Genomic DNA, 17,270 nt, shown 5'->3' on the forward strand with positions numbered 1-17,270 from the left:
AATTCATTGCGATATTAATTCAAGCGAATTTATCAATATGTTCGCTATATCTTGCGGATTGCTCAGCTAAACCATTTAATGCAGATGGCGATGGCATTTTTACCCATATTGAGGCAAAAATACGAGACTCCTCCACGGCCTTTTCAGCATGAGAACGCAACTCCGGACTCATGATATCAAGGATTTCTTGAACAGTTCTCATATTAATCTCCTGCTGATGACTTAGTTCGTTTACAGACTTCTACGAAAAGATTCTATGATTGCAGAACATTATTGACTGCTCGCCTGAACTGACTGATTTTGAGATCAGCTATTACGCTCTGTCTGAGCATGTCATGTTGCGCGCTCGCCTCACCGATAGCATGGCCGGTGTTCCGATGTGGCCCATCAAAGAATTCCCCGAAAACGATCTGCTTGTCTCGTCGCCAGGCTGAGAATCTTTTCCGCGAGCTGAAAAAGGCTGTCGACTCTATTGATGCGGGAATTGAACATACCGCCATTAGGTTTATTAGCTGACGCTTCATATCGGCCAGTTTAATGCATGGGAAAATACCGACGATTGGTTGTTCTGATGCTTGCATGTCACTGGGCTGACTTGGATTAACCTGCCAGCCGATGTGACGGAGAATTACATTGATTACTTTTATTTAATTATCTGATTGTAATATAGAAAAGCCATTTTCTTAGAGATTCCATTACCTCAAACCACCTCTTTTAAGCCTATGATTTCCATGTCTATTACTTTAGTTTTGGAGAATGACTTTGTGAGTGTACCGCAAGCATTGTTCAAGATATCGTGAGCAAAGAGCTGATGTTATAAAAACTCGAAAATGAATTCGGGCATTATTATCAGTCAAATTTTTTCCTGATTAACACGTGCAGAAAGCTCCTGATGGTTTTCTTTTCTTTCGCTATAGCGGTCGGCCAGATAGTCAGTATGTCCTTTAAGGAGTAACGTAATTTTGAACAACTCTTCGACAACATCAACAATCCTGTCATACCAGGCTGACGGTTTCATACGCCCCTCGTCGTCAAACTCCTGCCATGCTTTCGGCACAGATGACTGATTGGGGATCGTGAACATTCGCATCCAGCGACCAAGTATGCGCATTTGATTTACCGTATTGAATGACTGCGAACCACCACAGGCCTGCATCACGGCCAGGGTTTTCCCCTGTGATGGACGAACCGCACCTTCACTCAGGGGTATCCAGTCAATCTGTGCCTTCATCACCGAGCTCATGGCTCCATGCCTTTCTGGAGAACTCCAGACCATTCCGTCACACCACCTCACCAGTTCGCGCAGCTCGAGCACCTTGAGATGACTCTCGGGTGCATCATCAGGTAGCGGCAAACCTGAAGGGTTAAAAATTTTCACTTCTGCGCCCATCTGTGTCAGTAATCGCCCGGCTTCTTCGGCAGCAAAACGGCTATAGGATCGCTGCCTTACCGAACCGTACAGGATGAGAGTACGTGGCATTGTTTCAGTATTGCCCGACAGCTTGCTGGCAATCGCATTATCAAAACATCCCAGTTTGATTGCTGGTAAGTACATCATAAAAACCCATTTTATAAACCGTGCTTTAAATAACATCACATATGAAATATCATATGTGATGTTATTTAAATTGAGGTTAAGCATGATTCAGCCTGTTCAGCTTTTTAAACTGCTCGCCGATGAAACGCGTTCGACTATCGTGATGCTTCTCAGGGAATCCGGCGAGATGTGCGTCTGTGATATCTGCGGGGCAACAGCTGAGTCTCAGCCCAAAATTTCACGCCACATGGCACTATTGCGTGAGTCAGGGTTGGTCATCGACCGCCGGGAAGGAAAATGGGTACATTACCGACTGTCGCCACATATGCCTGCATGGGCGGCAGGTATTATTGATACAGCCTGGAATTGTGAACGAGAAAATATACGTAAGAAAATCAGTAGCGCCGTATTGGTTTCCTGCTGAAATAATATGCATATGAATAAACATATATAATGAGGTCCTGATGTTACTGGCAGGTATTATTTTTTTGTTCACTCTCATACTGGTTATCTGGCAACCCAGGGGACTGGGGATCGGCTGGAGCGCCATGTTGGGTGCAGGTCTGGCATTACTCTCTGGGGTTGTTCATCTGGGAGATATTCCGGTGGTCTGGCAGATTGTGTGGAATGCGACTGCCACCTTCATTGCTGTGATCATTATCAGTCTACTGCTTGATGAATCCGGTTTCTTTGAATGGGTCGCGCTGCATGTTGCCCGCTGGGGAAATGGTCGGGGACGATTGCTTTTTACCTGGATTGTGTTGCTTGGTGCTATGGTCGCGGCGCTCTTTGCCAATGATGGTGCAGCACTGATCCTGACACCTATCGTCATTGCCATGCTGCTTGCCCTGGGATTCAGCCGGGCGGCAACCCTGGCGTTTGTTATGGCAGCAGGATTTATCGCCGATATCGCAAGCTTACCGCTGATTGTTTCAAACCTGGTAAACATTGTCTCTGCGGATTTCTTTAAGCTTGGTTTCTCTGAATATGCAGCCGTGATGGTGCCAGTTAACCTGGTAGCGATTGCAATAACATTGGTAATGCTACATTTGTTTTTCCGCAGAGACATTCCCGCCGTTTACGACGTTTCTCTGTTGAAAGAACCGAAAGATGCGATACGTGATATGAATACCTTTCGAGCCGGCTGGCTGGTTCTGGTATTGCTTCTGCTGGGTTTTTTCGGATTAGAGCCTATGGGGGTTCCGGTCAGTTTGGTCGCTGCAACTGGCGCATTTATCCTGTTTGTCGTTGCAAAAAAAGGCTATGCCATTGATACGGGAAAAGTGATGCGCAGTGCACCCTGGCAAATCGTTATCTTCTCGCTTGGGATGTATCTGGTGGTCTACGGCTTACGAAATGCCGGTCTTACCCACTATCTCTCGTCCTTGCTGAATGAGCTGGCAGAGCATGGATTGTGGGCAGCTACGCTGGGAACCGGCTTCCTGACAGCCTTCCTGTCATCGGTGATGAATAATATGCCCACTGTGCTTGTCGGGGCTCTGTCGATTGATGGCAGCGCCGCAACCGGTGTTATCAAAGAGGCGATGATTTATGCCAATGTCATAGGCAGCGACCTGGGCCCTAAAATTACACCTATTGGCAGTCTGGCTACGTTGCTGTGGCTTCATGTACTGGCACAGAAAAATATCAAAATTACCTGGGGATATTACTTCCGGGTGGGCATTGTGATGACAATACCAGTGCTGTTTGTCACTTTGGCCGCGCTGGCAGTGCGGCTTTCCGTCACTCTGTAATGAGATACTGATATGAGCAATATAACCATCTATCACAATCCAGCCTGTGGAACTTCACGCAACACGCTTGAGATGATCCGTAATAGCGGTGTTGAGCCAACAATTATCTATTACCTGGATACCCCGCCGTTGCGCGGTGAACTAGTAAAGCTCATTGCGGATATGGATATTTCGGTACGAGCAGTGCTGCGAAAAAATGTTGAACCCTATGAAAAACTGGATCTTGCGGAAGACCGGTTTACTGACGACCAGTTAATCAATTTTATGTTGCAATATCCTGTTCTGATCAACCGTCCCATCGTAGTGACCCCACTGGGAACCCTGTTATGCCGACCTTCTGAAACAGTGCTGAATATTCTTCCTGATGTACAGAACGGCGCGTTTACAAAAAAAGGACGGTGAGAAAGTTACGGATGAAAAGGGGCAAAGACTTAACTAAATATCATCCTGATAATGAAGGGCGCGTGGACTCGCCCTTTTTACAACAGTCATCCGGGTATTAGTAAGCCACGATATCCTAGTCTTCAACTTCCGTATTCTGTTCTTAGATGTGTGCTTTTGGCTCGAAGCTGACACGTTGAATGGGCTGAAAGTCCGCTGTGAGCGAAAAGCGGACATTGCTAACAAGCAGGCTTTAAATCATCGTTATTAAAAGGCCTGTCTACATCTCCGTAACCCGCGTATCAGCAATGGTTTCTGCAAAGCCCTTTCCAAATAATCCGGCTGGCGTCTGGAATCCAGGAGACGATTCTCCGGCTAAGATACGGCGTGCCGCCTCAGCAGCAGCCATTGCAGTAAAACTGTAGCCATTTACTGTATCCAGCAGGAGGCGCAAGGTGTTGCCTTCAGCATTCACAATTTCCGCTACAGCCTGATAACGGTTGTTTTCACGCTCCTGAACGGTCGGCCCATCCGGAAGTTCTGCCTGAACTCCCTGCGGGAAACCTTCTCCGGTGACGTGTACAAAGGTTTCGATATCAGCGATGCCTGTTGCTTTCCAAACAGTGATGAGATCAGGCAGTGTAACGGGAAAACAGGCTTGTGACCCTTTGCCAAAATCGATGTCTTTAAGCTCAGAGGACTCGCGCTGCAGCAAGTGGCCTTTCCGGCGAACCAAGCACTCAGTTGAGACATTCTCTGTTGCACTAACCACCGATCCGCGCGACATCGATCCGGTGACATTCAATGCTAGTGAAATGTGGACAGGTTTATTGATCCTTGCAGCGGCATGAGCAGCCAGACATCCCAGCATCGCCACGCTCCCTCCACAGCCGGGTAGCAGCATCACGCCTGCTTCAAATGCCGGCTTATCCAGTGTTTCTGCAAGCTGATAGCTGTCCAGTTCGGCCGCCACATCCATATAATGACGCTTTTGACGGATTGCGGCTTCCATCAACGGCCGTGCGGTATACATATACGGACCGGCGCAGTTAATAACAGCGTGAATGTCGGCCAACGCCTTATCAATGAGGTCAGGATCATCCAGCCCGAATACGCGAAAGGGGAGGTTTTTCTCTGATGCCATTTCTGCAAGTTTTTGCTGGTTGCGACCGGCAATAATTATCTGAAGTCCAGCGTCTAATGCGTGCTGCACGATCATGCTACCGGTATAACCTGTTGCGCCATAAATCATCAGTTTTTTCATTTAATCATTTTTCCTGACTGAGGTGACAAAGTAAGAGGGACCTGAAGCTATTATCATTCCTGATTAACGATTGCTGTTACTACCCGTGTTGCCAGCTTTTATAGACAAACTCGAGGCTGTAACCATCAGGATCCCTGACCTGGGTTGCGTAATAGCGTGGGTCATAGTGCAACTGCGCACCCGGCGGATGAATTTCTGTAGCACCCGCTGCGATAGCCTCTTTGTAAGCCTGATTTACCATGGCTTCAGAATCCGCCACGAACCCTATATGAACAGCATCCGGGGAGGGTGTGCCCGATCTGAGCCAGAAAAAAATTCGTCCGTTGGCACCGAATCCCTTTAAGTCAGGATGACCCGAGGGCCCTTCGCTGCCTTCATAGTCGTGGCGGTTGACGATGCCCAGTACAGGAAGCACTGTGTTGTAGAAGGCAACCGAACGATTAATGTCACTTACGGTAATAAAGATGTGGTCCAGCATAAAATACTCCGTGATCAGATGTTATAGCCGCCAGACACTTCAATGCTTTGCGCATTGATCCAGCCACTGTCAGAAGAAAGCAGGGATACAATCACTCGCGCGACCTCTTCAGGTTCGCCAACACGTCCCAGTGCGGTTTGTGAGGCGAGTAAGTTTTCAAATTCATCATTAAGCCCGCCACCCAACTCTGTGCGAATTGCCCCCGGAGAGACGGCATTAACCCGAATGCCGCGCTCACCAAATTCTTTCGCCATATAGCGGGTCAGGACTTCAAGGCCGCCTTTGAAAGTGGCGTAAGGTGCAACACCCGCAGTAGCTACTCGTGTGGTAGCACTGGTGATATTGACGATGGCGGCATCGTGACGCAGTAAGGGAAGTAATGTCTGCGTGAGGAAGAAAGGTCCTTTTAGATGCACAGTCATCAGGTTGTCGAACTGCGTTTCAGTCACGTTCTCAATTGGAGCATATAGCCCATATCCTGCATTATTAACCAGACCGTCAAGACCCGCATCACGCCAGCGGCTTAGCATGGTCTGTTTTAGATCTGAACAGAAACCTGCAAAGCTGTCAGAATTGCCCACGTCCAGCTTTAACGCGATGGCTTCTCCACCTTCCGCCTTGATTCGGTCCACAACCTTGTCAGCGGCTTCCGGCTGGCTGTTCCAGGTCAAAATCACCCGGTATCCACGACTGGCGCAGGCTAAGGCGGTACTGGCACCAATACCACGGCTGCCGCCGGTGATCAGGATATTTTTCATAAAAACCTCTTCGATATCAGGATGTCGAAGTACAGGTTACTCGTATGTGGTGTGTCTGGCTGATGCGATCCTCTTTCGAAGTTGCCTAATCCTGCCTGTCTCTTGTTGTCTTCGGGGGGACGTGTTATCAATCGGGCATGGAAACACAATTACAAAAATTACGCTTGCTGACTTCCGGCGCGGATAATCAACGCACCGAGACTGGCATTCCACGAGTGGCAATGGTGCAGGGAGAAATCCCTGAACACAGATTGTCTGCCGTATATGAACCGATGATTAATCTCATTCTGACGGGCTCAAAAAGCATGACGGTTGGGGACAGAACTCTGCGCTATGATCCAGCGACTTACTTTGTCATGTCAGTGGATTTACCGGCGGTAGGCCAGGTCTTTGCCGATGAACATACCCATGCGCCCTATCTTGCCGTCAGCCTGACCCCTGAACCGGAAATACTCGCGACTTTGCTGGCAGGTTTTCCAGATTCTGGTATTTCAAATCACTGCCATACCGGATTTTCAGTCGCGCCAGTGACGCCAGAATTACTGGATGCGTGGTTACGAATGCTCAGCCTGATGAATAAGCCGGACGAAATTATCGCTCTGGCCCCGGTTTATGAACGCGAAATTCTGTTCCGGGTTCTTCAGGGGCCGCTGGGCTGGATGCTACGTGATATCGCAACACCGGACACTTATCTTGCACGCATCCACAAAGCGATTAACTGGTTAAAGCAGAACTATATGCAGTCGGTTCGGGTTAAAGAACTGGCAGAAATGGCTGCGATGAGTGTTTCTGCATTCCACAGACATTTCCGTTCGGTAACAGCGTTAAGCCCGGTGCAGTATCAAAAAAGAATGCGCCTGATGCAGGCACGGCTCAGACTTTCCTCTTCAGGTGAGAGTGTAACGACAATTGCTTTGTCTGTGGGGTATCAGAGCCATACTCAGTTTAGCCGGGAATACGCGCGCCAGTTTGGCCGCTCGCCCACCGCCGATATACGCTATCTATTTCGCGGCAGTCAATCTGAGTGAGGTTGTAAAACACTGAGGTTATTATCTGGAAAAGTTTACTCCAGGTTACGGCTGTCATATTCAATCTGTGCATCTGTAACAGCCGGGCTGTATTTAACAGTCCAGTTATATAAAGCCTGAAAGGGTATTTCAAGCGTTCGGCCGAGAGGTGTAATGCTGTACTCAACCCCGACCTGAGAGGTCGGGATAACACGACGCCCGACAATGCCGTTGCGTTCAAGTTTGCGCAAACACTGTGTTAACGATTTTTGCGTTATACCGTCCATGTTTCTTTTTATCTCATTGAAGCGAAGGGGTTCCTTGCAAAGTAATGAGAGAATGAGAATGGACCATTTATCTGTAATCTGGTCCAGCAAAAGACGGCTGGAAATCTGGTCTTCACATAGCAAACCAGAGACTACCTTTGAGTCTGTTTGTTTACTTTTTAACGGTGGCATGCAGTTTACCTCAGTATACCTGGTTGATACTTAGTGCCTGATTGACACTAAGTATCCATTGTATACCATCATAACTCCATTAAATAAGGAGTTAACTATGCCATCGAAAACACTGACTGAGAGTGAAAGTAAAACTGCGATCACAGAATCCCTGTATCAGTACGCTGCAGGAATTGATATGAAAGACCCGATCCTGATTGCTTCGGTTTTTACACCGGATGCGGTATCTGATTTCAGGCCAGCTGCAGCAAAAGCGGATTTTGATTATCCCGTTCTGAAAGGAAGGGAGACCATTACTTCGGCTCTGATGAGTTCCCTTAGCTCGCTTTTGACGACCCACTCGGTAAGCAATTCCCGCGTCTTCATTGAAGGAGACAAAGCAAAAATTGACGCACTGGTCGAAGCACAGCATGTCCCTAAATCAGATGCATCCCGTCATTACTTAATGAAAAATCGATACGACGTTGAGCTGGAAAAACATAACGGACAATGGCTCATCAGTTGCATTACGGTGGATAATATCTGGAGGAGTGGCGATCCTGCGGTTTTGGCGGAGATTTGAGCCGATAGCGTGGGATATTATCGTCGGTTAGAAAATTGTAATTGACAGACTCGTGTTGACTAATCCCCTTAAGAAGGTTGATGGTGAGAAATTTTTCCTACCATCAATATTCTTTTTCAGATATGGCTTGGTTCTTCGCATAGAATGCGTGACCTGCTCTCCGTTGACCCACACAAACTGTGATTAGCTACTTCCGCTGTTGGCACAGAGCAGACTTTTAAATAAAACTGCGGCTACATCAATGTGTGATACTTTTCATCGAAACATACTAATTCTTTTTTACAGAAAATTTGTTGTACAAACTACACACAGCCACATCATAAACGATCGCAACCTGTTTTCTATCCACTCCATTAGCGATTAGCCTTCCGCTCCGATCCCATTGTTCTCTCTACAATCAGCTCGTGCTCCATTTCTGCCAGTGCACCATGATATGAAATATAAATCTCCCCATAAGGCTGGATGTATCAATGCTGTCGGTAAGACCACGAAAGTGAATATTTCGGTTGCGGAGTTCATCCACCAGTAATACTTACACTTGGACACAGCTCAAAAACGATGACCGATCGGCACAATGATACGAGAGGAAAAGAATGGAAAAAACTGGCCGTTTTGTGACCAGTTTTACAGAAGAGTTTTGCAGAAGACCTTAGAAGGTATAACCCGCACCGAACATAAACACCCAAGGATTGATCTTGGTATCAATGCTTTGGTGATTATTCGGGCCCGCATCAAAGCGTACTTTGGTGTCGATATTGATATACCAGACCGACATGTTCAGCATCCAGTTTTTATCCAGCATATAGTCCATACCGACCTGACCCGCAGCGCCCCATGAGTTTTTAACACTCAGATTGGTTAAACCAAGATCTTTACCCGTTTCGTTGAATTTATTATCAAAGAACATGGTGTAGTTGATACCGGCGCCAACATAAGGGCGTAATTTACTGGTCGCGTCACCAAAGTACCATTGCGCCATCAAAGTCGGCGGTAACTGACGTACGGTCGCAATGGTACCGGTCGGACCGAGGCCCACTCTGTGACGGAAAGGTGTTGCTGCTAATAACTCGACACCAAAGTTGTCCGTCACCATGTAATCGAAGGTCAGACCCAGTTGGGTGTTATTGTCGATATTGAATTCACCCAAGCCCAGTACATTGTCTGAGCTGGCGCTTGGACGTACGGTCGCCGTCCCTGCACGCATAAAGAAATCACCAGCCTGATGCGCTTCAGCTACACCCGATAAACCCATCAACGCCACTAATGCCAAAGACAACTTTTTCATATCCATCCCTTTTATGTGGTTATTTTAAGCGCCCCCAATATACGGATAAACATATGTAAAGTGATCTGACAATCGTCACACTTTATAGTCTAATTTAACATTCATTGATCCAGGTTAATTTACCCGCAAACTCAGCGGACCAGGAACATATGACCAGGATCAATAAACGGCATCTGTTGGCATCCTGGCGATAACTTTTTTCGTCTTTCGCGTGATGGATATATAATGGAAAGGATTTATCGGTATCGGCGTGCTATCCCGAACAATATTTACACCTGCTGACAAAGCGCGAATAAAACCTGAGATAAACTGTGCCAGAGGATATTAACCGGCGACAAATGCAGTAAATTTAACTGTACAGAACAGGGGGTTAAGGATGTCAGCGCCCCTCAACCAGGGTACAATTACCCGTTGATTTATAACCGCAAGCTATACCGAGGAGAGTGCATGTCTATCACGGCAGGTTCTGTGTACCGTGACACGGGAAATTTCTTACGCCATCAGTTCATAACAATTCTACTGATTGCACTACTTTGCGCCTTGATATCGGTGTTATTCGGCAATGCTCTTTCGCCCGGAGAACAGCAAATGGCCATTCTGAGTGAAGGCGACAATTTATCAGGTAGCGGTGGTCTGTTTGACCTGATTCAGAATATGACACCCGAGCAGCAGCGTGTGCTATTAAAAGCATCCGCCGTGTCAACGTTTTCGGGTCTCATTGGTAACGCTATTCTGGCAGGCAGTATGCTGGTATTAATGCAAATTGTCTCTGCGGGTCAGCGAGTCAGTGCATTACGTGCCATTGGTGCTGCCGCACCGGTGCTGCCAAAAATGCTGATCCTGATCTTTATCACCACCTTACTGGTACAGATTGGTATTATGTTTGTGGTGGTACCAGGCGTCCTGTTTGCCATTGTATTGTCACTGGCACCGGTCATTCTGGTTCAGGACAAAGCGGGTATTTTCCAGTCAATGCGTCAGAGCGTTAAGCTGGCATGGGCTAATATGCGTCTGGTAACACCCGCCGTTGTGCTCTGGTTAGCCGCTAAGACAGCACTATTGTTAATGGTCTCATCTTTTGCTGCGTTTTCACCGGAAGTGGGTGCTGTTATCGCCAATACCATAAGCAATTTGATTTCTGCCGTTTTGCTTATCTACTTATTCCGCCTGTTTATGCTGATTCGCCCCTAATCTTTTCGACGCCTGACTTCTTTCAGGTCAGGCGTCATCTGTTAACGGAACCTATTTATGAAGCAGTTTCTCGACTTCCTGCCGCTAATCGTTTTTTTTGTTTTCTACAAAATGTACGATATCTATGCTGGCACCTGGGCCCTGATCATCGCCACCGGTATTGCTCTGATTTATAGCTGGTACAGATACCGTAAAGTAGAAAAAATGACGCTGGTCACTTTCATTATGGTGGCAGTATTCGGCAGTCTGACGATTTATTTCCATAATCCTGAATTTATCAAATGGAAAGTCACTATCATCTACGCGCTGTTTGCCATCGCTTTGCTGTTTACTCAGTTTGTGATGAAGAAAGTGCTTATCCAGAGCATTCTCGGCAAAGAGTTAACCCTGCCTGCCCAGGTATGGGCTCGGCTTAACGTCGCCTGGTCACTGTTCTTTATCTTCTGCGGCCTGCTTAATATCTATGTCGCTTTCTGGTTATCGGAGAGTCTCTGGATAAACTTCAAGGTCTTTGGCTTGACGGCAATGATGCTGGTATTTACGCTATTAAGCGGAGTTTATATTTACCGTCATATGCAGCCACAGGATAAGAAAGAATGACTGATGAATTACCGCGCGGCGATTTAGTTCTACGCACCCTGGCAATGCCTGCCGACACCAATGCCAATGGCGATATTTTTGGCGGCTGGCTGATGTCGCAGATGGATCTCGGTGGTGCGATTCAGGCTAAAGAGATAGCGCACGGGCGTGTCGTTACCGTACGTGTCGACGGTATGACATTTCTCAAACCTGTCGCCGTCGGCGATGTGGTGTGCTGTTATGCCAGCTGTATTAAACGCGGAAAAACCTCGATCACTATCAATATTGAAGTGTGGATCAAAAAAGTCGCCAGTGAACCTATTGGCCAGCGTTATAAAGCGACTGAAGCGGTGTTTATCTATGTCGCGGTAGACCATGAGGGTAAACCACGCCCTCTGCCAGCCGTCAGTTAAGCTTAACGCCCAAAGCGGGTTGTACCTTATCAGTACAACCCGTTTATTTCCCCCACTACTCTCATAAAAAAAGTCACATAAATAAAATGATATCAGCCGCACTCAATAACGTTAAAATAATAAGGTTATTATCACGCTGATTGTAATACCCTTAATTATAATATGTTGATACAGTATGAATTAACATTAATTAATTTTTCTTAATATATCTTTATTAAACTATTATCCCACTCTGTTTTAGACAATAATTACATTTTTCGAGTAAGTAATTAACGGGTTTGATAATGACACCCTCTGCGCGTTGTTTTTTATTATTAGGTTCCTCACTGATAAGTTTTCCAAGCGCTGCGAGCCAGCTGTCTGATATCACCATCCTAACGCCCACTGAAACCCGACAAGTGAAGTTTTCAGTAAATGACAAGCAGTCTGATTCACGCCCGGGTAAACACTACAATCTGGCTGAATTAGAAAAAAAAGGGCTGCGGGTTAAAGTCTCTGCCGGTCAGCAAATTAGCGCTGTTTCAGGAACCACATCATCAAGTAAAGCGCTGGTTCGCACCGGGTTACTCAAAGAAGCCAGGCTTCAGAAAGTTGCGATGGCACAGCGCCCGGAGTCCTCATTCAGTCAGCAGATTCAGCGTTCAGGTCAGGATGTTGAAATATTACTTCGTCGTCTGACCCAGCGCCCGCTCTATCATGACAGATATCTGCGCACGCGACAGATTGCCCTGAATACCTTAATGGAACAGTTAGGTAAACCCTATCTCTGGGGTGGCGCTTCACCTCTCAGCGGTTTTGATTGTAGCGGACTTATTTATTTTGCTTATAAAGATCATATTAAGCGCCCTTTCCCACGAACAGCCAGAGGCATGTTTCATCTGACCGACGCCAAAATTATTCGTTCCAGCGAACTGGAACCCGGTGATTTAGTCTTCTTCCAGATACGCCAGGATTATGTTGATCACGTTGGTGTCTATATTGGCGATAATCAGTTTATTCAGTCACCCAGAACCGGGTTAGATATCCGTATCAGCAAACTCAGTGATAATTACTGGCAAAATCATTATGTCGGTGCCCGACGGGTGATGACGCCAGATAATATCTATTAATCATATTATTAATCAGTTTATTTACCACGCAGAATATTCAGCAGATAATTACTGACAGCGATTCAGACAAAGATAAACACAGAGTCCCGGATGAGTATTTTCAAACTTAATCTTCCCTCCGTGTAATTCGGTTATCGCCTTTACTAGTGAAAGTCCCAGTCCGTAGCCGTTACTTGAATAACGCTTATCCAGCCGCTCAAAAGGTTCAATCGCTTTACCTTGCAAGTCGTCAGGAATACCCGGCCCCTGGTCTGATACATATAAGGTTAACCAGCCATGATAGAAACGATATCCCAGGGTGATGACTCTGCCATCCGCCGCATATTTAAGTGCATTTTCTATCAGATTAGCGAGTGCCTGAAAAACCAGACTTCTGTCGATAAACAGCCGGATATCCGTCTTCGGTTCAATCACTAATGAACAAAAGCGATTTTCCGCCAAGGGTTGATAATACTCGGCCACATCCTGCAATAACCTGTGGGCTGAACAGTCGCCCAGTTGATGGATACAGCGTCCACTCTCGATTTCGCTAATGCGCATCACATTTCTGAATAAGGTCAAGATAGTTTGTACCTCATTCACCGCACTATCTATCTCAATCCTGCTTTGATCGGTTAAATCTTCTCTTTCTGACAGGGAATAAAGTCGGTTATGAAGATGCGTTAACGGGGTGCGTAGTTCATGGGCAATATGCCCGGCATTGTTCCGCACCTGCTCCATCAACCGTTCAATGCGTTCCAGATTCTGATTAATATCGGCACTCAAGGCATCAAAGTCATTACGATAAGCAGACTGTGGCATACGCACATGTTTATCGCCGTTACTGTATTTGTTCAGCGCCTCGCGTATTTCCCGGGCGATATGCAAGCTCCGCAGACTGAACTGACGGCTGACATAAAGACAAATCAGTAAGACAATAAATACGCCAGCTCCGGCAACCAGCGGGATGGTTTTGACCCTTTCGAGCATAGGTAAGATATGATAACCACGAAATAAGATACCGCCGTCATCAAGCAGCACAGAAAGCCCGACTAAATTATCATGGTCGTCTTGCTGAATGATTTTTTTCAGGCAGGAGACATCCATCCCGCAGCCACCAGTATTCTGTTGCTGGAGCGCCATTGAGTGGTAAACAATGTTGCCGTGAGGGTCAATCAACAATACCTGCGCCAGATTATCGCTGTGCTCCAGAGATTCGCGACTAATCTGAGCCTGCATTAGCGGAGTACTTTTTAATGAGGACTTGATGGAGTAATCATAAATATCATTAACAATGACATCGTGGACATGGCCGCGAATCAGAGACTCAATCAATTTACTTGAGCCCATCATACTGGCTATCGCCACGATTAAAAAAAGAAAGACAATCGTCATTCCCTGACGGAAATTAGCCGTTTGCAAGAAATCGGGATAATGACTGGCGCCCAGTACCTGCCACTGACGTACTTTCAGGGTACAGTAACGCATACAGGTCCGGCAGCCATTACAAAGGGTTAATACTTTTGTGGACATATTCAGCGCTTCTCGACGTGTTCCAGATAGTACCCTACCGATCTCAGGGTTTTAATCAGAGGAGTGTCAAAGCCCTTATCCACTTTGGACCGCAGTTTAGACATATGAACATCAATAAGGTTAGTTTGCGGGTCAAACTGATATCCCCATACCCGCTCAAGCAGATGAGTACGGCTGGCAACTTTGTCGGGGGTTTCCATCAGTAATAATAATAACTTAAGCTCTTTATCTGTCAGATCGATGGGTTTCCCTGCGCGCCATACTTTACGTTCAAGGCAATCAACGGTTAAATCAGCAAAAGTTAACAACGTACTTTTAGGCGTATTACGCTTATCACGACCGACGATAATATCTAATCGCAAGCGTAGCTCGTCAAAATTGAATGGTTTACCCAGGTAATCTTCCGCGCCCAGCTCAAGGCCCATAACTCTGTCAATATCCCGATCCAGGGCTGACAGTAACATTACCGGGGGATGGCTCATCACCTGTAATTCGCGAAGGACCGTAAAACCATCCATTCCAGGCAACATCCTGTCTAACAGAATAACGTCATAGGTCGCGTCCTGAATGGCCGTTAAGGCATGCGTTCCATCATGAATTATCTGGCAGCTGTGTCCATGCGTATGTAATTTTTCATCCAGCCAGCGACAAAGAATTGAGTCATCGTCAACTATCAAAACACGCATATTATCCCCAAATAAATAAAGTGTTTTCGATATCTAAAACACTGATGCTATGCAGAGCCGTTTGATAACGACTTTGCTAATTTGATTGTATTATTATGGAAAGGATAATAACAATCATTATCACTTAATAGCAAGATGTAACATTTCCATTACGCCTTCGCTATATACAAAACTTAAAACGCCAGCTCCCGCACCACCACCGCAGAGAGATATTTCCATAAACTCCAGGCAAGGATCTGCGATTGACCTTCCAGCGCCAGGGTTCCGGGCTGAACCTGAAGCGGTGCTTTCGTTCCGGGTTCGAGGCGCAGTAACACCCGATATACCGCCTGCTCAGGGACAATTTCACGCTGCTGATTAGTCAGGGCTGCAATATCGCCGCCATATACTGAGGCCAGTTCCGCAACAGAACGGAGATCGGTGACTGCGGTCTGTTCAATCTCGACCACCTCACCTTGCAAACCTGGCAGAGAACTCTGTTTTGAATAGAAAGTTCCTTTCGCGCCAGGGCTCAGGCGAAGCCAGTCTTTTTCTCTGACCAGGGCTTCAACCATTGCACCTTCAGGATGTGTCACCGTTGCCAGCCATTCTCCCTGCGCCAGCCATTCACCCGCACTGAGTGGATTAGCCAGATCGGCCACGCGGCCATCAAAGGGGGAGCGAATAATCAGGGAATCCTGTTGTTCAGAAAGCACCTGCTGATGTTTTAGCGCGGCTTCACGTTCCTTTCTGATGCGCTGATGCGTCTGCAATGTCTGGCGGTTAAGCGTCTGATAATCTTGCTGCCAGCCAAGGGTTTGTAGCTGTCTTGTCAGGTTTTCATTCTGCTGAACCATATCATCTGTATGCAGAATAAACAGGACATCGCCTTTCGCGACCTGCTGTCCTGGCAACACCTTGATCTGTTCAATTTTTGCCGGCATCGGCATATATAAACTACCCTGCTGTTCGGCCCGTATCAGGCCTGGCGCATAGACCGTATGCTGCCAGGGAAAGAGAAAAATCAGCAGCAGCAAACTCGCCGCGCTGAGGGTCAGTATCATCTGACGGTTCATACGATAATCCTTACGACGCCCATGCCAGGCCCGCAGTTCATTGATAATCGGGACAATAACGAAGTAACCAATTTCAACGGCAAATAACAGAATACCCAGCACCTTGAAAGTCATGTGATAGACCAGCAAGGCAATCCCGGTAAACAAAAAAAGTCGGTAAACCCAGGTCGAAAATGCATAGCACGTTAGCGACCGCCTTAACCAGTCCGGCATCGCTTCAGGAGGTTCATCCTTGAGGCCAAACAGCAGTTCTCTGAGTTTCCAGCGACCAACAGCAAACCCCCTCTGCTGCAGGTTGCCGACCCCTAAGGCATCTGAGAGCAAAAAATAACCATCAAAGCGCATCAAAGGGCTGAGGTTAACCGCCAGGGTCATTATCCAGGTGGTGGTCGCCAGCATAAACGCCGCGCTGCGTAACATGCCATCAGGCAGGAAACTCCATGCCAGAGTCGCCCAGGCGGCAATCGCCAGTTCGGTCATCATGCCCGCGGCACCAATGGCTAACCGCTGTTTACGGCTGGCGAGTTTCCACGCTGACGAGGTGTCGGTGTACAAGACAGGCATCATCACCAGCAGTGCAATGCCAAGACTACTGACCTTACCTCCGTAGCGTTTGCAGGTATAAGCATGCCCCAGTTCGTGAATAAACTTCGTCAGGCTGAGGGTTATCCCCGCTAACAGCGCCCCTTCGAGGGTAAAAAAGTGGAGAAAAGTATGGCGAAAGGTTTCCCACTGGCGACTGGCAAACAGCAGCCCGGTTAGTCCGGCAAAAAATGTCGTTAACCAGAAAAATTTGCTATAAAACAACGATACCCATGGCAGGCTACGTTTCAGAAAAGCGTCAGGGTGCAAGATAGGAATGCGTAAAAACAGATAATTATGCAGCGCATAGCTCCACCATGAACGTTTTGCCGCGGCTTTCTGTCGCGTGAACTGAGCAACGGTTTCATCATCCACCTTCCAGGTCAGAGCGTGGGTCTGAAGAAACTCTGAAAATGAACGAATATCCTCGCGATCGATTTCAACCGGCAGTTGCTGATTAACCCGCGTGATAATGGCGTTCGCATCCCCGAGTGACCAGTGGGAAAGTAACGCTTTTTCCAGCCAGCCAATACGGTAATAACGATCCCGTAAAGGATCCTCCAGGGTCCAACTGGGTGCCCCCTTCCAGTCTGTCGGGCCAGGGTGAAGAATTAACTCATCCCTTAATGGAGCAACGAGCAAAGCGTCAGCGTTCATGC

General features: G+C 47.2%; 18 protein-coding genes and 2 pseudogenes. 9 read left to right on the plus strand and 11 right to left on the minus strand.

What is annotated here, in order from left to right:
* Positions 1 to 19 precede the first annotated feature (19 nt).
* Together M2387_RS03340 and arsH are read right to left on the minus strand one after the other, a co-directional pair.
* Positions 20 to 202: a hypothetical protein gene (locus tag M2387_RS03340; protein WP_259047161.1), complete on the minus strand. Its 183-nt coding sequence runs from the start codon at positions 200 to 202 to the stop codon at positions 20 to 22.
* 651 nt (positions 203 to 853) lie between these two features.
* Positions 854 to 1,558, minus strand: coding sequence for an arsenical resistance protein ArsH (gene arsH, locus M2387_RS03345; protein WP_259047163.1), 705 nt, complete (start codon positions 1,556 to 1,558; stop codon positions 854 to 856).
* Between the two features lie 82 nt (positions 1,559 to 1,640).
* Here arsH and M2387_RS03350 point away from each other — a divergent pair, with 82 nt between their 5' ends.
* The 3 genes and pseudogenes from M2387_RS03350 to arsC all read left to right on the plus strand — a co-directional run bounded on the left by M2387_RS03350 (position 1,641) and on the right by arsC (position 3,730).
* Complete coding sequence (locus tag M2387_RS03350; RefSeq protein WP_259047164.1) at positions 1,641 to 1,961, plus strand: metalloregulator ArsR/SmtB family transcription factor; 321 nt, start codon at positions 1,641 to 1,643, stop codon at positions 1,959 to 1,961.
* Positions 1,962 to 2,001: 40 nt separating this feature from the next.
* Entirely contained in the window at positions 2,002 to 3,291 is a 1,290-nt protein-coding gene (locus tag M2387_RS03355) for an arsenic transporter (protein WP_259047166.1), read from the plus strand.
* 12 nt (positions 3,292 to 3,303) lie between these two features.
* A pseudogene (gene arsC, locus M2387_RS03360) lies at positions 3,304 to 3,730 on the plus strand (glutaredoxin-dependent arsenate reductase).
* A 222-nt stretch (positions 3,731 to 3,952) separates the two neighbouring features.
* Here the strand turns inward: arsC and M2387_RS03365 are convergent.
* From M2387_RS03365 to M2387_RS03375, 3 genes are all read right to left on the minus strand, one after another.
* Positions 3,953 to 4,936, minus strand: a complete 984-nt coding sequence (locus M2387_RS03365) for a saccharopine dehydrogenase family protein (RefSeq protein WP_259047168.1) — start codon at positions 4,934 to 4,936, stop codon at positions 3,953 to 3,955.
* Positions 4,937 to 5,015: 79 nt separating this feature from the next.
* Positions 5,016 to 5,414, minus strand: coding sequence for a VOC family protein (locus M2387_RS03370; RefSeq protein ID WP_259047170.1), 399 nt, complete (start codon positions 5,412 to 5,414; stop codon positions 5,016 to 5,018).
* A gap of 14 nt (positions 5,415 to 5,428) precedes the next feature.
* A complete protein-coding gene (locus M2387_RS03375) occupies positions 5,429 to 6,172 on the minus strand; it encodes an SDR family NAD(P)-dependent oxidoreductase (RefSeq protein WP_259047172.1) in 744 nt (247 codons plus the stop codon).
* A 137-nt stretch (positions 6,173 to 6,309) separates the two neighbouring features.
* Between M2387_RS03375 and M2387_RS03380 the strand changes: the two genes are divergently transcribed.
* Positions 6,310 to 7,200, plus strand: a complete 891-nt coding sequence (locus M2387_RS03380) for an AraC family transcriptional regulator (RefSeq protein ID WP_259047173.1) — start codon at positions 6,310 to 6,312, stop codon at positions 7,198 to 7,200.
* 35 nt (positions 7,201 to 7,235) lie between these two features.
* Here the strand turns inward: M2387_RS03380 and M2387_RS03385 are convergent, their stop codons facing one another.
* The gene (locus tag M2387_RS03385) at positions 7,236 to 7,637 is read right to left on the minus strand and encodes a winged helix-turn-helix transcriptional regulator (RefSeq protein ID WP_259047174.1); all 402 of its coding nucleotides are present in this window, start codon (positions 7,635 to 7,637) and stop codon (positions 7,236 to 7,238) included.
* 97 nt (positions 7,638 to 7,734) lie between these two features.
* Between M2387_RS03385 and M2387_RS03390 the strand changes: the two genes are divergently transcribed.
* On the plus strand, positions 7,735 to 8,199 hold the full coding sequence (locus tag M2387_RS03390; RefSeq protein WP_259047175.1) for a nuclear transport factor 2 family protein: 465 nt from the start codon (positions 7,735 to 7,737) through the stop codon (positions 8,197 to 8,199).
* Between the two features lie 268 nt (positions 8,200 to 8,467).
* On the opposite strand, the pseudogene M2387_RS03395 reads toward M2387_RS03390, so the two are convergent.
* Both M2387_RS03395 and ompW read right to left on the minus strand, forming a co-directional pair.
* Positions 8,468 to 8,731, minus strand: a pseudogene (locus tag M2387_RS03395) (recombinase family protein); the annotation flags it as partial.
* A 117-nt stretch (positions 8,732 to 8,848) separates the two neighbouring features.
* Positions 8,849 to 9,484 carry an outer membrane protein OmpW gene (gene ompW, locus M2387_RS03400; RefSeq protein WP_259047177.1) on the minus strand — a complete coding sequence of 212 codons (636 nt, stop codon included), beginning with the start codon at positions 9,482 to 9,484 and terminating at the stop codon, positions 8,849 to 8,851.
* Positions 9,485 to 9,931: 447 nt separating this feature from the next.
* Here ompW and M2387_RS03405 point away from each other — a divergent pair, with 447 nt between their 5' ends.
* The 4 genes from M2387_RS03405 (at position 9,932) to M2387_RS25800 (ending at position 12,776) form a co-directional block, all read left to right on the plus strand.
* Positions 9,932 to 10,675: a YciC family protein gene (locus tag M2387_RS03405; RefSeq protein WP_259047179.1), complete on the plus strand. Its 744-nt coding sequence runs from the start codon at positions 9,932 to 9,934 to the stop codon at positions 10,673 to 10,675.
* 57 nt (positions 10,676 to 10,732) lie between these two features.
* Positions 10,733 to 11,275 (plus strand): septation protein A, encoded by a 543-nt coding sequence (locus M2387_RS03410; protein ID WP_259047181.1) that lies wholly within the window; start codon positions 10,733 to 10,735, stop codon positions 11,273 to 11,275.
* The gene (yciA, locus tag M2387_RS03415) at positions 11,272 to 11,667 is read left to right on the plus strand and encodes an acyl-CoA thioester hydrolase YciA (protein ID WP_259047182.1); all 396 of its coding nucleotides are present in this window, start codon (positions 11,272 to 11,274) and stop codon (positions 11,665 to 11,667) included. The genes M2387_RS03410 and yciA overlap by 4 nt, the downstream gene beginning before the upstream one ends.
* Positions 11,668 to 12,065: 398 nt before the next feature.
* Positions 12,066 to 12,776, plus strand: a complete 711-nt coding sequence (locus tag M2387_RS25800; RefSeq protein WP_310572754.1) for a C40 family peptidase — start codon at positions 12,066 to 12,068, stop codon at positions 12,774 to 12,776.
* A 48-nt stretch (positions 12,777 to 12,824) separates the two neighbouring features.
* Here M2387_RS25800 and M2387_RS03425 read toward each other — a convergent pair whose 3' ends face one another.
* The 3 genes from M2387_RS03425 to M2387_RS03435 form a co-directional block, all read right to left on the minus strand.
* The gene (locus M2387_RS03425; RefSeq protein ID WP_259047183.1) at positions 12,825 to 14,288 is read right to left on the minus strand and encodes a sensor histidine kinase; all 1,464 of its coding nucleotides are present in this window, start codon (positions 14,286 to 14,288) and stop codon (positions 12,825 to 12,827) included.
* Positions 14,289 to 14,290: 2 nt separating this feature from the next.
* A complete protein-coding gene (locus M2387_RS03430; RefSeq protein ID WP_259047185.1) occupies positions 14,291 to 14,974 on the minus strand; it encodes a response regulator transcription factor in 684 nt (227 codons plus the stop codon).
* 173 nt (positions 14,975 to 15,147) lie between these two features.
* Positions 15,148 to 17,268, minus strand: a complete 2,121-nt coding sequence (locus M2387_RS03435; protein WP_259047188.1) for an HlyD family efflux transporter periplasmic adaptor subunit — start codon at positions 17,266 to 17,268, stop codon at positions 15,148 to 15,150.
* Positions 17,269 to 17,270: the final 2 nt, after the last annotated feature.

This window comes from Klebsiella sp. BIGb0407 (assembly GCF_024807845.1).
Lineage (GTDB): Bacteria > Pseudomonadota > Gammaproteobacteria > Enterobacterales > Enterobacteriaceae > JGM124.

Excerpts from the sequence above, each read along its gene's own strand:
- M2387_RS03375 (WP_259047172.1), bottom strand. The coding sequence starts at position 6,172 with ATGAAAAATATCCTGATCACCGGCGGCAGCCGTGGTATTGGTGCCAGT.
- ompW (WP_259047177.1), bottom strand. The coding sequence starts at position 9,484 with ATGAAAAAGTTGTCTTTGGCATTAGTGGCGTTGATGGGTTTATCGGGT.
- M2387_RS03435 (WP_259047188.1), bottom strand. The coding sequence starts at position 17,268 with ATGAACGCTGACGCTTTGCTCGTTGCTCCATTAAGGGATGAGTTAATT.
- M2387_RS03365 (WP_259047168.1), bottom strand. The coding sequence starts at position 4,936 with ATGAAAAAACTGATGATTTATGGCGCAACAGGTTATACCGGTAGCATG.
- M2387_RS03390 (WP_259047175.1), top strand. The coding sequence starts at position 7,735 with ATGCCATCGAAAACACTGACTGAGAGTGAAAGTAAAACTGCGATCACA.
- M2387_RS03370 (WP_259047170.1), bottom strand. The coding sequence starts at position 5,414 with ATGCTGGACCACATCTTTATTACCGTAAGTGACATTAATCGTTCGGTT.
- M2387_RS03425 (WP_259047183.1), bottom strand. The coding sequence starts at position 14,288 with ATGTCCACAAAAGTATTAACCCTTTGTAATGGCTGCCGGACCTGTATG.
- M2387_RS03405 (WP_259047179.1), top strand. The coding sequence starts at position 9,932 with ATGTCTATCACGGCAGGTTCTGTGTACCGTGACACGGGAAATTTCTTA.
- yciA (WP_259047182.1), top strand. The coding sequence starts at position 11,272 with ATGACTGATGAATTACCGCGCGGCGATTTAGTTCTACGCACCCTGGCA.
- M2387_RS03430 (WP_259047185.1), bottom strand. The coding sequence starts at position 14,974 with ATGCGTGTTTTGATAGTTGACGATGACTCAATTCTTTGTCGCTGGCTG.
- M2387_RS03410 (WP_259047181.1), top strand. The coding sequence starts at position 10,733 with ATGAAGCAGTTTCTCGACTTCCTGCCGCTAATCGTTTTTTTTGTTTTC.
- M2387_RS03385 (WP_259047174.1), bottom strand. The coding sequence starts at position 7,637 with ATGCCACCGTTAAAAAGTAAACAAACAGACTCAAAGGTAGTCTCTGGT.
- arsH (WP_259047163.1), bottom strand. The coding sequence starts at position 1,558 with ATGATGTACTTACCAGCAATCAAACTGGGATGTTTTGATAATGCGATT.
- M2387_RS03380 (WP_259047173.1), top strand. The coding sequence starts at position 6,310 with ATGGAAACACAATTACAAAAATTACGCTTGCTGACTTCCGGCGCGGAT.
- M2387_RS03355 (WP_259047166.1), top strand. The coding sequence starts at position 2,002 with ATGTTACTGGCAGGTATTATTTTTTTGTTCACTCTCATACTGGTTATC.
- M2387_RS03340 (WP_259047161.1), bottom strand. The coding sequence starts at position 202 with ATGAGAACTGTTCAAGAAATCCTTGATATCATGAGTCCGGAGTTGCGT.
- M2387_RS03350 (WP_259047164.1), top strand. The coding sequence starts at position 1,641 with ATGATTCAGCCTGTTCAGCTTTTTAAACTGCTCGCCGATGAAACGCGT.